Origin of the sequence: Shinella granuli, from assembly GCF_004341885.1 — a bacterium.
GTDB classification, from domain to species: Bacteria; Pseudomonadota; Alphaproteobacteria; order Rhizobiales; family Rhizobiaceae; genus Shinella; species Shinella granuli.
Window position 1 is genome coordinate 76,534 of sequence record NZ_SLVX01000001.1, and the last position, 14,890, is coordinate 91,423.

Sequence of the window (14,890 nt, forward strand, 5' to 3'; positions counted from 1 at the left end):
GCATAGCGATAGGCACCTCTCCCAATCGGAGAACGGTGCCCAAAGCGGATTTCGCGCAAATGCAGGCGGTTCAGCCCGCCGCCCTTGCTTCCTGAAGCAAACGCGCAAGCTCGCCACGAAGTTCCACGGCCTGATCAAGTTCCCGTGAAAATTCCAGGCGCTTCAGTTTGTCGCCGCTGGCAAGGTCGATGCCGGCGGCGTCGATCCCCACGATGATCCAGTCGCCGTCCTTCGCGCCGCAATAGTGGCGGGCATAGATGCCGGCCGCTTCCGCATGGTCGCTGTTCATGTGCGCGACGGCGCCGGTTTCCATTTCGGCAAGCGCGCCGCGGGCCGGGGAGCGAATCATGAGGTCGTCCGCCGTCAGCACGAAGGCCTTGCCGAAGCCGCCGTTGAGATGGGCGCGCAGCGGCACGAGGCGGAAGAAGGCGAAGTCGGGGAAATCGACATAGAGCTTCGCCTTGGGATGGCGGCGGACGAAGCGTTCGCGCAGCCCGGCATGGGCGGCGCTGTCGCGGGCCACTTCCTCTGCCTCGCAGAGCACCGTCAGGCGCGGATGGGCGAGGGGATCGCCCTTGCCGGGCTCGCCCGCCAGCAGCGAGGCGCGCGGATCGCGCCGGAGCGCCTGGGTGTGGACGGAAAGCGCCGAGACGAGGATGACCGGCGTGCCATCCGTATCGGTGCCCGTCAGCGTGCGGCTGGCGAGGGGCGCGCCGCTTTCCGGCTCGATGACGGCAAGCGCGCAGCTCCGGGCGGAGCGCAGCAGCGTGCGGGCAAGCCGCCGGGCGTCGTCGTCGGTTTCGCGCAGGACGCTCGGCTTGTCCTTTTCGGTCATGGTCTTGCTCCCGTCCTTCCATGAAAAAGCAGCGCCCCATGGGGCGCTGCTCTATCTAATCCTTTCACGAAGTCCTGTCAGCCGCGCCGGCGGTGCCGCGTCAATCCGTTCACGATGTCCTGCGCGTTGATCGTGCCGACGACCGTGCCGTTGTCGACGACGCCGACATTGCCCGGCGTGCGGGCCATGGCGTCGAGGATGTCGACGAGCGGGGTCTGCGGTGCCGCGGTCGCCGTCACGCCGCCGTCGGCGGAGGCGCCGTGCTGCATCACGTCCCCGGCCGTCAGCATGTTGATCGGGTTCATGTTCTGCACGAAGTCCGCGACATACTGGTTGGCCGGGTTCTTGACGATCTCCTGCGGCGTGCCGCACTGGATGATGCGCCCGCCTTCCATGATGGCGATGCGGTTGCCGATGCGGAAGGCCTCGTCGAGGTCGTGGCTGACGAAGAGGATGGTCTTCTTCAGCCGGCGCTGGAATTCCAGCAGCTCGTCCTGCAGGCGCGTGCGGATGAGCGGGTCGAGCGCGGAGAACGGCTCGTCCATGAGCAGGATCGGCGCGCCGGTGGCAAAAGCGCGGGCAAGCCCGACACGCTGCTGCATGCCGCCCGACAGCTCGTTCACCTTGCGGTCCGCCCATTTGGCGAGATTGACGAGTTCGAGCTGTTCGGCGACGCGCGCCTTGCGCTCGCGGTCCGGCACGCCGGCAAGCTCCAGGCCGAAGCCGACATTGTCGGCGACGGTCCGCCAGGGCAGCAGCGCGAACTGCTGGAACACCATCGAGACGGTGTGCATGCGGAAGTCGCGCAGCGCCTTCGGCGTTGCCGTATAGGGGTTCACCGCGCCGCTTGCGGCCTTCACCTGCACATCGCCGCGCACGACCGGGGCGAGCCCGTTGACCGCGCGCAGCAGCGTCGATTTGCCGGAGCCGGAAAGGCCCATCAGCACGAGGATCTCGCCCTCGGTGATCGACAGCGTGGCATCCGCCACGCCGAGCACCAGGCCGGTCTCCGCGCCGATCTCGTCGCGGGTCTTGCCCGCATCGACCATGGCGAGGGCCTTCTGCGGGCTGTCGCCGAAGATGATGGAAACGTTCTTGAAGACGACGGCTTCGGTCATTTGGCGTCTCCATCATCGGCGGCGCGGAAGAGACGGTCGAGGATGATCGCGAGGATCACGATGCACAGGCCCGCCTCGAAGCCCATGGAGATGTTCACGGTGTTGAGCGCGCGCACCACGGGAACGCCGAGCCCCTTGGCGCCGACGAGCGCGGCGATGACCACCATCGACAGCGAGAGCATGATGGTCTGGGTGAGGCCGGCCATGATCTGCGGCGTGGCGAAGGGCAGTTCCACCTTGCGCAGCACCTGGCCGGGCGTCGCGCCGAAGGCCTGGGCGGCTTCCACAAGCGAGGGCGGCGTCGAGATGATGCCGAGCCGGGTGAGGCGGATCGGCGCGGGGATGGCGAAGATGACCGTGGCGATGAGGCCGGGCACCATGCCGAGGCCGAAGAGGATCAGGGCCGGGATGAGATAGACGAAGGTCGGGATCGTCTGCATGAGATCGAGGATCGGCCGGAGGATCGAATAGAACCACGGCCGGCGCGCGGCGGCGATGCCGAGCGGCACGCCGACGACCATGCTGACACCGGTCGCCGCCAGCACGAGCGCCAGCGTCTCCGTCGTCTCCTTCCAGTAGCCCTGGTTCACGATGAGCAGGAGGCCGAGGAAGGTGAAGGCGGCGACGCCGATCGAGCGGCGGAACCACCAGCTCAGACCCGTCACGAGCAGGATGAGGAACAGCGCATAGCCGAACCTGCCGCCGGCGCTGGAAAACGGTCCCTGCAGCAGGAAGAGCACGGCATCGATGCCAGCCTGCAGGAAGACCTTCAGGAAGTCGAACAGTCCCTTGCCGTTCGTCGTCAGCCAACTGACGGCGTCCTTGGCGATCGGGCCGATCGGAATTTTGGAAACGGTAAGCCAATCCACGGCAGTAAGCCTTCGTCTGGAGGTTGACGATGCGCAGCCGGAACATCTGCGCGGTCCGCAACGCAAGACCGCTCGCGCACTCTTGCGGCAATCGCAGTATCCGGAGGCAAGAAGGGCGGGAAAGTTTCCTTCCCGCCCCGTTCTGGTCCGTTAGAGACCGAGTGCCGTTTTTGCGGCCGGCAGGGCCTCGCCGCTGCCGTCCTTGGTCGTCACGCCGGCAAGCCACGGCTCGACGGCGGCCGGGTTGGCCTTCAGCCAGTCGGTCGCGGCCGCTTCCGGATCCTGGCCGTCGTTCAGGATCTTGCCCATGATCTGGTTTTCCATTTCCAGCGTGAACTTGAGGTTCTGCAGGAGCTTGCCGACATTCGGGCATTCGCCGACATAGCCCTGGCGCACGTTGGTATAGACCGTCGCGCCGCCGAAGTCCGGGCCGAAGACGTCGTCGCCGCCGGTGAGATAAGTCAGCTTGAAGTTGGCGTTCATCGGGTGCGGCTCCCAGCCGAGGAAGACGACCGGGGTGCCTTCCTGCTCGGCGCGGGCGACTTCGGCCAGCATGCCCTGCTCGGAGGATTCGACCACTTCGAAGCCCGACAGATCGAACTTGTTGTTCGAGACCATGTCGATGATCAGGCGGTTGCCGTCATTGCCCGGCTCGATGCCGTAGATCTTGGCGCCGAGCGCATCCTTCTGCTTGGCGATGTCGGCGAAATCCTTGATGCCGAGTTCGGCGCCCTTGGCATTGGTCGCCAGCGTGTATTTCGCGCCCTCCAGGTTCTCGCGCACGGTCTCGACCGAGCCGTCCTCGCGGAAGGGCGCGATGTCGGCTTCCATGGTCGGCATCCAGTTGCCGAGGAAGACGTCGATGTCCTTGTTCTTCAGCGAGGTATAGGTGACCGGAACGGACAGGACCGTCACTTCCGTCTCGTAGCCGAGGCTCTTCAGCAGAACGGTCGCGGTGGCGGTCGTGGCGGTGATGTCCGTCCAGCCCACGTCCGAGAAGCGAACCTTGCCACAGCTTTCGGCTTCGGCGGCCGAGACATTGGCGGCGCCAAGCGCGAGGACGGACACGGCTGCGGCAAGAAGGGTCTTGAATGGCGATGCAGACTTCATTTTATTGCTCCCCTTATAACTGATGGTTTAGCCAATCATCAAAACGACATGCTTTCAAGCACCTTGGCGTAGCTGGAAGCCCCTGAAAGGTCCAATAAATTTCGGACCTGTTCGCAATTTTGCACATGGATGTCGCAGAAGGCGGGCCGCGCGGTTTTCTGTGGTTTTCCGGCCTTTTCGACTGGAAAATCGCGCCTTGCCGGGCCATGAGGCGGGGACGGAGAAAACCATGGCCAAGCTCTATTTCAGCTACGCGACGATGAACGCAGGCAAGTCGACGCTGCTCCTGCAGGCGTCCTACAACTACCGCGAACGCGGCATGCGCACGGCGATCCTGATCGCCTCCTTCGACGACCGCGCCGGCCAGGGCCGCATCTCCTCGCGCATCGGCCTGACCTCGGAAGCCATCGCCTTCGACCATGCCGACGACCTCTACAAGCATGTCGAGGAACTGAATGGCGACGGCAGCGGCGAGATCGCCTGCGTCTTCGTCGACGAGGCGCAGTTCCTCTCCGAGGAGCAGGTCTGGCAGCTCGCCCGCGTCGCCGACCGGCTGCACATCCCCGTCATGGCCTACGGCCTGCGCACCGATTTCCAGGGCAAGCTCTTTCCCGGCTCGAAAGCGCTGCTCGCCATCGCCGACGAGCTGCGCGAGGTGCGCACCATCTGCCATTGCGGCCGCAAGGCGACGATGGTCGTCCGGCTCGGGGCGGACGGCAAGGTGGCGCGGGAAGGCGCGCAGGTGGAAATCGGCGGCAATGACAAGTACGTTTCCTATTGCCGCCGCCATTGGGACGACATCATGAACGCCGATTGACGGCGGAAGGGGCGGCGAGGGGACACACGATGAAACAGCTTTCTCTCGTCACGGCCGCCTTCCTCTGTCTTGCCGCCCCCGCCCTTGCGGAGGGCGATGCGATCGCGGGAAAGACGGTCTTCAAGAAATGCGCGCCCTGCCATTCCGTCGAGCCGGTCAACCGCGTCGGGCCGACGCTCGCCGGCATTGTCGGCCGGCCGGTCGCCTCCGTCGCGGACTACAGATATTCCGCGAGGATGCAGGCCTTCGCCGAGGGCGGCAGGGTGTGGAACGAAGCCCTGATCGCCGAATACCTGATGTCGCCCAAGGCCATGGTGCCGGGCACCGCCATGGCCTTTGCGGGACTGAAGAAGATCGAGGATATCGCCAACCTCATCGCCTATCTGAAGGCGCCGGCAGGCTACTAGCCGTGCGCCGGAAATTTTCGGCGCCGGTCTTGCGGCCGGTCCGTGCCGTCCCACATCTTGTTCGGTAAAGGCGGCGGGCAGGTTCCTATCTGCCTGAAATCGTATAGTGTTGCCGCGATGGAATAAATCGGGCGGCGCAGACGTCTGCCGTGGAGAGTTTCAAGGGGACAAGCATGGCCACACTTCAGAACTTCGACGCGGAAATCGAGAAGACCCGCAGTGTCGTCAACCAGATGCGCAGCAAGCTGGAGCAGTCGAGCACCGTGCTCGACCAGTTCGCCAAGGCGGACACCAAGCTCGGCGACGTCAATTTCGACATCGAGAACGCCCGCATCCAGGACGTCATCGCCCAGCAGCGCGTGATGGAAGGCAATATTGCCGACCTCATCATCGGGCTGGAAGATGCGACGAACATCTTCGGCACCGAATTCGAGAGCATGAAGAGCTATACGGGCTATGAGAAATTCATCGGCATCTTCTCCAAGCAGAAGATGCAGCGCATGCGCACCGACCGCGTGCGCAACATGTCGCTCGCCGGCAACCTCCAGGAACTGCTCTCCAAGTCCGACACGATCGTCGGCATCCTGAAGGAGCAGAAGTCGATCCTCGACCAGCGCTACAAGACCTCCGAGGCGAGCCTCGTGCAGGTGATTGAGCGGCGCAAGGGCACGATGGTCAACCTCGAAGCCACCCAGAAGCGCATCGAGGAACTGAATCCGCTGCTGATGGACCTCGAAAACCGCATCGCCGCCTCCACCGACCAGAAGACCCGCACGGACCTTGAAGGCGAGCGCTCCGCGCTGGCGACGGAATACAACCTGATGCAGGCGAAGGAGCAGGAGTTGCTCGCCGAAAGCCAGACGCTGGAACGCTACACCTCGATGTTCCAGACCTTCGTCGATTCGCTCAACAACCAGATCGCCGCGCAGAACACGCTGATCAACAAGCTGACCATCGATACCGAGCAGCGCATCGTGCTCTACAAGGCGCTGGAGGATTCGTTGAAGACGGCCGCCCAGCAGGATGTGGCGCACAAGATCAACACGCTCGGCTCGCAGGTCGACACGGCCGCGGAAGAGACCATGGCCGGCATCGGCTCGGCCGCCCAGCGCCATATCGGCGATCTCCTCGAAATGCACGAGAAGAACATGCTGGCGACGCAGGACATCCAGCGCCGCAAGAAACTTGCCGACGACGCCTTCGCCCGGCGCTTCCAGGCTGTCATGGACAAGCACAACACCGCGAACTACGTGAAGCCGTGATGGTTGCAGGCATGCCATTGCCCCTCACCCTAACCCTCTCCCCGCAAGCGGGGAGAGGGGACGTGCCCCGCGAACCGGTATTGTTTGGGGAAACCCGATCGGCATATCCCCTTCGCCCCGTTTACGGGGAGAAGGTGGCCGGCAGGCCGGATGAGGGGCAGTCCTGGAGTGCCGGTGAGGATGCGCCATGAACGCCCCCGCCGACAGCGCCGTCGCGCAATATTTCTCCACCATCCGCGCCGCCCTCGGCGGCCTTGAGATCTTCCTCGCCGATCGCAACTCGCCGCTCTACCGCAACAGCGTGGTGGGCGAGATCGTCGTGCCCTATCTTGCCCGGCTGAAGGCCTCCTTCGCCTGCTGGGAGAACCGCATCGGCTTCGTCCAGCAGTTCCGCGTCTCGCGCGCCGAGAGCGGCTTTCCGGTGTTCCAGAACGTGCTGGAACTGGAGAACGACCGGCAGAGTGCGGAAAAGCGGCTTGCCGCGATCCCGAACGCCGACCAGTTGCGCGGCGAGATGGCGGATTTCATCCTGCGTCACAAGGCGTTTCCGGGCGATCTCCAGGCGCGCATGGCCGAGCGTCTCTATCTGGAGCAGATCGGCAAGGGCGACATCTTCTCGCCTTTCGTGCTGCCGGAGACGATCCGAGTCGCCGTCAATCCGAAGACCATGCGGCCCTATTACGTCGTCTGCTGGGGTGCCTTCGACGGCACGGCGACGCTGCCGATGGTCTACATGGCGACGATCGAGGATTCGAGCGAGAACGTCATTAAGATGCTCGTGACCAAGGATGGCAAGCTCAATCCTGACGTGGACATCCCGCTGCCGGTCGGCGGCCTGCTCAATCCCGAGCTTGCCAGCCGCTTCGACGATTTCGCGCTGAAGAACAGCGCCTATTCGCTCACCCCCGCGACGATCGCCACCAATCTCGACCGGGATTTTCCGACGCTCCATCCCAAGCAGTTGCGCCGCATCGTGCTGGGGCCGTTCTATTCGGCTGGCATCACCGAGAACAACGAGCGGGTCAACGAGATCCTTTCCAAGGTTCGGAAGCCGGAAAACGCCTGGCTGCTGACCTGGACGGTGCAAGAGGTCTTCTCCAAGGCCGAGCGCCCGGCGAAGAAGGGTTTCTGGAGCTCGACCCCGGCGCAGGAGGAGTTCCATATCGAGACCGACGATCTCGAAGCGGCCCGCATGGGCGTCAGCGCCTATGAGAAACACGCGCTGGTGCCGCACGATGCCTATCAGGCGCTCTATGCCGCGGGCGAGACCGTCGGCATTTTCGGCGCCTACAAGGTGCATGTGATCTCGGGAAACCAGGTGATCAGCGAAGGGTAGGGCTATTCTGGAACGATCGGCGGGCCGGCCTGCCGGCTCGCCTTCACCTTCGCCGTGTCGCGCGTCTTGCCGATCTTCCGGGAGATTGGCTGCAAACCGCTCCTTGGGGAGCCAGAAATCCCTCGGCGCCTGTTCACCGCCGAACTTTCAGAAGGACTGAGACCGATGAGCCTCAATGCCGGACTGACGACGATCCACGAAGACGATATCGCCAAGCACCAGGCGACGGCGCAGAGCCTCGTCACCAAACTCGTCATCCTCGAAAGCGACGACGGCAGACAGGGCACCGCGCTTGCCGGCACCGGCCGGCGTTTCGTGTCGACGGTCTCGACCGCCGGCGCGCGGCGCACGCGCGAGGTGGAGCTGGCAAGGACCATCCAGTCCGTGCGCGCCGCCGACCCTCTGCTCTCGCCGCAACAGCATGCCGTGCTCTTCCGCTCCCGCCGTGGTCTTCAGGTCGCCCTGGCGGTGACGGATGCCTTTTCCCGCCAGACCAATCTCGAAGGCCTGCAATCGCGCAATCTCGCCTCGCCCCTGACGGGCGACGAGGCGAACCAGTTCAAGGCGCTGCTTGCCGGCTCCGCCTACATCGCCGCCTTCACCTTCGCCGCCTATCTCGGCGCGACGCTGCCGGGCGAGGGCGAACCGGTGGAGGACGGCGGCGAGCCGGACTATCTCTTCGACACGCCGCAGGACGCGCTGAAGAGCATGGTCGCCGGCCTCGACCGGACGATTGCCGGTGCGCCGGACGATGCGGCGCTCGTTTCCCGCGCCCGGGCCTTCGCCCGCGTCGCCATCGAGGGGCTGATCAGCCGCCGCGCGCGCTTCACCGGCTTTGCCGGCTTCGAGAATGCCCATATCCGCATCGAGCAGGACGATTTCACCCTCTCCGGCTTCGACGTTGCGCCCGGCCAGAAGCGCAAGCCGCTCACGATGACCTTCAAGAAGCCGGAGGAAATCATCGGCAACCACATCGCCAAATACCAGGCGATGAAGCTCGCCAAGATGCTCGTCGCCTATGATTTCGAGCGCCAGCTCAACCCCTTCGTCGAACTCGGCGGTTTCCTCTTCACCTTCATCGGCGACGGCATGCCCGGCACCGGCAAGACGATCCTCATCCAGATGCTCGCCGGCCTCGTCAACGATTACTGCCAGACCGCCGGCTACGCCTTCCATTACGAGAATTTCGGCGTCGACCAGATTTCCTCCTACCAGGGCAAATCCGGCCAGAACTGCAAGGAATTCGTCAACAACGTCATCAACCCCAAGGCGATCGGCTTCGGCACGATCGACGACGTCGACCAGGTCGCCGCGAAACGTTCGGACGACCGGGCCTCGGCCGGCCAGCACGAGGTGACCGCGGTGCTGATGGAAAGTTTTGCCGGCGCCTCGACCGTGGTGCGCGGCAACTGCACCTTCGGCATGTTCTCCAACTATCCGGAAAACGTCGACGATGCGCTGCGCCAGCGCGCCGGCGCCCGCTGGCTGGTCGACGGACCGCAGACCGAGGACGACTATATCGACATCTTCGCCATGCTGGTCGGCAGGAACCACTCGATCCCGCTCGGCGCGCACACGCTCTTCGAGGGCCAGGAGATCAAGCGTGCCGTCTCCACCTCCTACGAACAACATGCAAAACCGCAGGAAGAGGGCCTGCTCGCCGTCTGGGAGATGCACGAGAAGGAGCACGGCGCCATCAAGTCGCTCGCCGATGTCGGCGCCTATCTCCACCGCATCAAGATCGCCGAGCCCCGCTTCACCGGCCGCGCCATCAAGAACATCACCGACGCGATCAAGATGCGCGCCATGGACGTGGACCTGCCGGACGACTGGTTCGCCACAGCCGGCGCCTTCATGCACAAGGGCTACGACGAGAAGAAGGCGATGATCGAGGAACTGCGCGGCCCGATCACCATGGAAATGGTCCTCCAGGAGATCAACCGCTACGCCGACAGCGAATTCCGCTATACGGACAAATCCGACGACGCGGCGGTTTCCGACATCATCCGCCGCGAACGCCAGCGCGAGAAGGCGATCCGCGAGATCGAGACGATGAAGGCGGAGGGTCGGTGGTAGTGAGTGCGGCATTTGCCCCTCATCCGGCCTGCCGGCCACCTTCTCCCCGTAAACGGGGCGAAGGGGATATGTCGCGCTGGTTTCCCCAGCCAATATCCGTTCGTGAGGCAAGTCCCCTCTACCCGCTTGCGGGGAGAGGGTTAGGGTGAGGGGCAAATGCGCGGCGCGGACGGTAAAAAGACCGAAAGAGCACGGCAATTGCGCCAAGTCGACAATGATGCGGAAACATTGCTTTGGTCGGACCTGCGCGGGCGGCGCCTGAACGGTTTCAAGTTCGTGCGGCAGCTTGCGATCGGCCCCTATTTCGCAGATTTCGCCTGTCGGGAGAAAATGCTGGTGGTCGAGGTTGACGGAAGCCAGCATGCGGGTAGTGAATATGACCGGAAGCGAAATGAATTCATGGGCATGAATGGCTGGTCCGTTGCCCGTTTCTGGAACATGGACGTGATAACGGAGCGCGAGGCTGTGTTGGAGACGATCGTGGCGATATGCGAGGGCCGGCTGGCGGAGCGCACGTCTGGGACAGACTTTACGTTCCTGCCTGCGCCGGAGAGCGCATGAAACGCCTCCTCGAAGCCGAATTGATCTATGGACGGCTGCTGCCGATCGATGAGCCGCATCTGGTCGAGCGCTACAACAAGGCGCTCGACGGGTTCGGCATGCGCCGCACGGAGCTCACCAGTTTCCGCATCGACATGACCGGTTTTTCGCCCGAAATCGCCGACGAGCTCGGCGATCGGGACTATCTCGATCCGAACCGCGTCAACCGTCGCTTCATCATCATGACGCCGGAGCAGGTAAACCTGCCGGTCGTGCATACGAGCTTTTCCAACACCGCGGCGCTGATGCACGAGTTCTTCTCGGCCAACGCCCGGGCGATCAACGCCATCACCATCCGCGACGCGCTCTATGGCGAGATCGAGGACTCCGTCTCCGTCGTCAACGACATCGACGACCTGCTCTCGATCAACGAGGTGCGCTTCAAGGTGCTGTCGGCGGAGGACATGCTCGGCAAGGCGGGGGAGTTGCGCGGCCTCGTCGACCGGCTGAAGACCGTGCCGAATGCCTGGGCGGACGACGCCATGCTCAACCGCATGGTGGAACTGGCGAAACAGACCGGCGACATCCGCCAGAACGCGCTGGTGCCCGACCAGCTCGTCTTCCGCCACGAGGCCTATTGGGCGAACCATTTCGGCGGCGTCTACGTCTTCCTCGACGACAAGACGACGACGGTCATCTGCGATCCGACCGTGCCGGGCTTCCGTCGCTCCCGGCCCTGGCAGGTGAGCTACATCGCGCTCGACGACCACAAGCGCATCTTCGATTTCCTGGCCTCCACCAGGCGACTGGAGCTGCCGCGCGCCTCCTGGGTGGAGCCGTCGGGCCTCTTCCAGCACCGGGCGGAGATGACGGTCGTCGGCCTCGTCAACCGGGGTGATCCGACCGCCGATCTCGAAAAGGCAGACCGCATCTGGCTGCAGACCTGGATGCATCGCAATGCCGAGCTCATGGCGCGCGACGGCACCTATCCCTTCCTGCAGGAGGCGATCCGAACGCTTGCGTCGACGGGGGAGATCAAGATCGCCGACGTGCCGCCGGAACGGCGCTTCATGCTGGTGCGCGCAGCGCCCGAGCATCCGGACCAGTGGCTGGTCAACCGCCTGATTTCACAGATGGTTCCCTATGATTTCGTCTCGCGCTTCATCTTCGACAAGCAGGGGTTCTACGCCGCCTACGAGCACTACAGCGAAAAGTTCCGCGAATACGTTGTCGCCACGTTGACGCGAACCTATCTGCAGGACAAGGCTGCCTTCCGCAGGAAACTTTTCGGTATCAGAGAGGACGACGCCCATGCTTGACCCGATCGTCGCGTTCTTCCAGCGCATCTTCGCGGCCATCGGCCGGGGCATCGGCCTCGTGATCGCCTGGGTTCTCTGGCCGTTCCTCACGGTGGCGAACTGGTATCGGGCCCGCGGCTGGATCATCAAGGGGCCGATCGGCATCGGCCTTGTGCTGCTCGTCGGCTTCTATGCCTATTTCATCTGGCAAACCCAGATGTGGAGCGGCTTCAGCCCGGATTACGTGAACAGCTACAATCTCGCCCAGCGCAAGCAGGATGCCGGCAGCGCATCGAGCGGGCAGGCGACCACGCCGGCAGCGGGCGAGGTCGCCGAGCCGGAGCCGAAGACCTGCGTGCGCTCGGCCATCGTCGATGTGACGGCCGATCTCATCGACTACAACGTCAACCAGAATGCGTGGATTTCGTCCATGCTGCTCTACAAGCTCGGCCTCTTCGGGCTCGACTGGGACCGCACGCCCTGGTTCGACAACAAGGCCTCGTTCCAGCGCGGCATCAACCAGGCGGTCCGCCGCACCGCGGTCGAGCTCGTCGATTCGCTCGGCCGCGTGCGCGGCACCTCGGGCATCAATGCCGATCTCCAGCGGGCCCGCGGCAATATCCAGTTCGATGAGGAGACCTGGTATTTCGGCTCGGATTCGCTTCTGCCGAAGACGCCGACGCCGACCTATTACCGCACGGCGATGGCGGATCTGCGCAAGTTCAACGCCGCGCTGGAGGCCTGCGAGGCGATCTTCGACGGCCGTTCGGACAACCTGATCGAATTCCTCGACCGCATCGCCAACGACATCGGCTCGACCTCCGCCATCATTCGCGAACGGTCGGAGTTCCACAATGGCGGCTGGTTCGACACGCGTGCGGACGACCGCTACTGGTTCGCCTACGGCCAGCTCTACGGCTATTACGGCATCCTTTCGGCCGCTGGCGCCGATTTCGATGCGGTCATCAAGCTGCGCGGCATCGAGCCGATCTGGACGGAGAGCATCAAGCAGTTGCGGTCCGCCCTCAACATCCAGCCGGCGATCATCTCCAACGGCCGCGAGGACGGCTGGATCATGCCGACGCATCTTGCCACGATGGGCTTCTATGTCCTGCGCGTGCGGTCCAATCTCGTCGAGATGCGCGACGTGCTGGCGCGGTAGTGAGCGAATAGGGCGTTGCGAATAGCGAATGGGGGCAAGATCTCTTTCGCTATTCGCTATTCGCTATTCGCTATTCGCTATTCGCCGCAAATTTATCTCCCCATGTCGTTTCTGGTCTAGCGGGCGGCAAAACCCGGTGTGGCATTGCCCCCGGCTTCACGATGAAATGGCGCGGCAAATAAAGAAGGAAGCACCGCCGTCAGGGGAGGAGACCCGGTTGCGGTAGCTGTGCCGAGAGGGAGCGACACCGCATGGCCGACGTGAAATCCGATATCGAAATTGCCCGCGCCGCGAAGAAGAGGCCGATCCTGGAGATCGGCGAAAAGCTCGGCATTCCGCCGGAGCACCTGCTGCCCTACGGCCATGACAAGGCGAAGATCAGCGCCGAATTCATCGCCGCGCAGAGGGGCAGGAAGAACGGCAGGCTGATCCTCGTCACCGCGATCAATCCGACGCCGGCGGGCGAAGGCAAGACGACGACGACGGTCGGCCTCGGCGACGGCCTCAATCGCATCGGCAAGAAGGCGATCACCTGTATCCGCGAGGCCTCGCTCGGCCCCTGCTTCGGCGTGAAGGGCGGGGCGGCCGGCGGCGGCTATGCGCAGGTCGTGCCGATGGAGGACATGAACCTCCATTTCACCGGCGATTTCCACGCCATCACCTCGGCGCACAACCTGCTTTCCGCCCTTATCGACAACCACATCTACTGGGGCAACGAGCAGAACATCGACATTCGCCGCATCGCCTGGCGGCGCGTCATGGACATGAACGACCGGGCGCTGCGCCACATCGTCGCCTCGCTCGGCGGCGTCGCCAACGGCTATCCGCGCGAAACGGGTTTCGACATCACGGTCGCCTCGGAGGTCATGGCGATCCTCTGCCTTGCGACCGACCTGAAGGACCTCGAAAAGCGGCTCGGCAGCATCATCGTCGGCTATCGCCGCGACAAGTCGCCGGTCTTTGCCCGCGACATCAAGGCGGACGGCGCGATGACGGTGCTCCTGAAGGACGCCATGCAGCCGAACCTCGTGCAGACGCTGGAGAACAATCCGGCCTTCGTGCATGGCGGTCCCTTCGCCAACATCGCCCATGGCTGCAACTCGGTCGTCGCCACCACGACGGCGCTGAAGCTTGCGGACTATGTGGTGACGGAAGCCGGCTTCGGCGCCGATCTCGGGGCGGAGAAATTCTTCGACATCAAGTGCCGCAAGGCCGGTCTGAAGCCGGATGCGGCGGTCATCGTCGCCACCGTGCGCGCCATGAAGATGAACGGCGGGGTGAAGAAGGACGATCTCGGCCGGGAGAACATCGACGCGGTGAAGAAGGGCTGCGCGAATCTCGGCCGCCATGTGCAGAACGTCAAGAAGTTCGGCGTGCCCGTCGTGGTCGCCATCAACCACTTCATCTCGGATACGGATGCGGAAATCCAGGCGGTGAAGGACTATGTCGCGACGCTCGGGGCCGAGGCGATCCTCTGCCGGCACTGGGCGCTCGGCTCGGCCGGCATCGAGGACCTGGCGCACAAGGTGGTGGAGCTTGCCGAATCCGGACTGTCGCAGTTCTCGCCGCTCTATCCGGACGAGATGCCGCTGTTCCAGAAGATCGAGACTATCGCCAAGGACATCTACCACGCCGGCGAGGTGATCGCCGACAAGTCGGTGCGCGACCAGTTGCGCATCTGGGAGGAGCAGGGCTACGGCAACCTGCCGGTCTGCATGGCCAAGACGCAATATTCCTTCTCGACCGATCCGAACCTGCGCGGCGCGCCCTCGGGCCACACCGTACCGGTGCGCGAGGTGCGCCTTTCGGCCGGCGCCGGCTTCGTCGTCGTCATCACCGGCGAGATCATGACCATGCCGGGCCTGCCGAAGGTGCCGTCGTCGGAGAAGATCTTCCTCAATGAAGAGGGGTATATCGAGGGGTTGTTCTGAGGTGGGGAGGCGGGCGTGTCGGCGCTCTCGCAAACCTTCCCTCCGTCATGGTCGGGCTTGACCCGACCATCCACGCCACACCCGCCGCATGATCCTCGGGTCAAGCCCGAGGATGACGGAGGGGAGGGA

13 protein-coding genes are annotated in these 14,890 nt (G+C 64.0%); 9 read left to right on the forward strand and 4 right to left on the reverse strand.

The genetic code is table 11. The features are described 5' to 3' along the window. Window positions 1-70 precede the first annotated feature (70 nt). The 4 genes from EV665_RS00370 to EV665_RS00385 form a co-directional block, all read right to left on the reverse strand. Complete coding sequence (locus EV665_RS00370) at window positions 71-835, reverse strand: HugZ family pyridoxamine 5'-phosphate oxidase (RefSeq protein WP_133032691.1); 765 nt, start codon at window positions 833-835, stop codon at window positions 71-73. A 77-nt stretch (window positions 836-912) separates the two neighbouring features. Beyond that, on the reverse strand, window positions 913-1,953 hold the full coding sequence (choV, locus tag EV665_RS00375; RefSeq protein ID WP_133032692.1) for a choline ABC transporter ATP-binding protein: 1,041 nt from the start codon (window positions 1,951-1,953) through the stop codon (window positions 913-915). Next, entirely contained in the window at window positions 1,950-2,822 is an 873-nt protein-coding gene (gene choW / locus EV665_RS00380) for a choline ABC transporter permease subunit (protein ID WP_064330817.1), read from the reverse strand. The genes choV and choW overlap by 4 nt, the downstream gene beginning before the upstream one ends. 150 nt (window positions 2,823-2,972) lie before the next feature. After that, the gene (locus tag EV665_RS00385; protein ID WP_133032693.1) at window positions 2,973-3,932 is read right to left on the reverse strand and encodes a choline ABC transporter substrate-binding protein; all 960 of its coding nucleotides are present in this window, start codon (window positions 3,930-3,932) and stop codon (window positions 2,973-2,975) included. A gap of 229 nt (window positions 3,933-4,161) precedes the next feature. On the opposite strand from EV665_RS00385, the gene EV665_RS00390 reads away from it, so the two are divergent. From EV665_RS00390 to EV665_RS00430, 9 genes are all read left to right on the forward strand, one after another. Continuing rightward, window positions 4,162-4,749 (forward strand): thymidine kinase, encoded by a 588-nt coding sequence (locus tag EV665_RS00390; RefSeq protein ID WP_064330815.1) that lies wholly within the window; start codon window positions 4,162-4,164, stop codon window positions 4,747-4,749. 29 nt (window positions 4,750-4,778) lie between these two features. Further along, complete coding sequence (locus EV665_RS00395; RefSeq protein WP_064330814.1) at window positions 4,779-5,156, forward strand: c-type cytochrome; 378 nt, start codon at window positions 4,779-4,781, stop codon at window positions 5,154-5,156. A gap of 173 nt (window positions 5,157-5,329) precedes the next feature. Next, window positions 5,330-6,418, forward strand: a complete 1,089-nt coding sequence (locus EV665_RS00400; protein WP_064330813.1) for a hypothetical protein — start codon at window positions 5,330-5,332, stop codon at window positions 6,416-6,418. Window positions 6,419-6,605: 187 nt separating this feature from the next. Further along, complete coding sequence (locus EV665_RS00405) at window positions 6,606-7,754, forward strand: hypothetical protein (RefSeq protein ID WP_133032694.1); 1,149 nt, start codon at window positions 6,606-6,608, stop codon at window positions 7,752-7,754. Window positions 7,755-7,919: 165 nt separating this feature from the next. Further along, entirely contained in the window at window positions 7,920-9,830 is a 1,911-nt protein-coding gene (locus tag EV665_RS00410) for an AAA family ATPase (RefSeq protein ID WP_133032695.1), read from the forward strand. Between the two features lie 156 nt (window positions 9,831-9,986). Next, window positions 9,987-10,391 (forward strand): endonuclease domain-containing protein, encoded by a 405-nt coding sequence (locus tag EV665_RS00415; protein ID WP_064330810.1) that lies wholly within the window; start codon window positions 9,987-9,989, stop codon window positions 10,389-10,391. After that, complete coding sequence (locus tag EV665_RS00420; protein ID WP_133032696.1) at window positions 10,388-11,689, forward strand: DUF6638 family protein; 1,302 nt, start codon at window positions 10,388-10,390, stop codon at window positions 11,687-11,689. The genes EV665_RS00415 and EV665_RS00420 overlap by 4 nt, the downstream gene beginning before the upstream one ends. Beyond that, window positions 11,682-12,830, forward strand: coding sequence for a DUF2333 family protein (locus EV665_RS00425; protein WP_064330808.1), 1,149 nt, complete (start codon window positions 11,682-11,684; stop codon window positions 12,828-12,830). The genes EV665_RS00420 and EV665_RS00425 overlap by 8 nt, the downstream gene beginning before the upstream one ends. 251 nt (window positions 12,831-13,081) lie before the next feature. Then, window positions 13,082-14,761 carry a formate--tetrahydrofolate ligase gene (locus EV665_RS00430; RefSeq protein ID WP_064330807.1) on the forward strand — a complete coding sequence of 560 codons (1,680 nt, stop codon included), beginning with the start codon at window positions 13,082-13,084 and terminating at the stop codon, window positions 14,759-14,761. Window positions 14,762-14,890 lie beyond the last annotated feature (129 nt).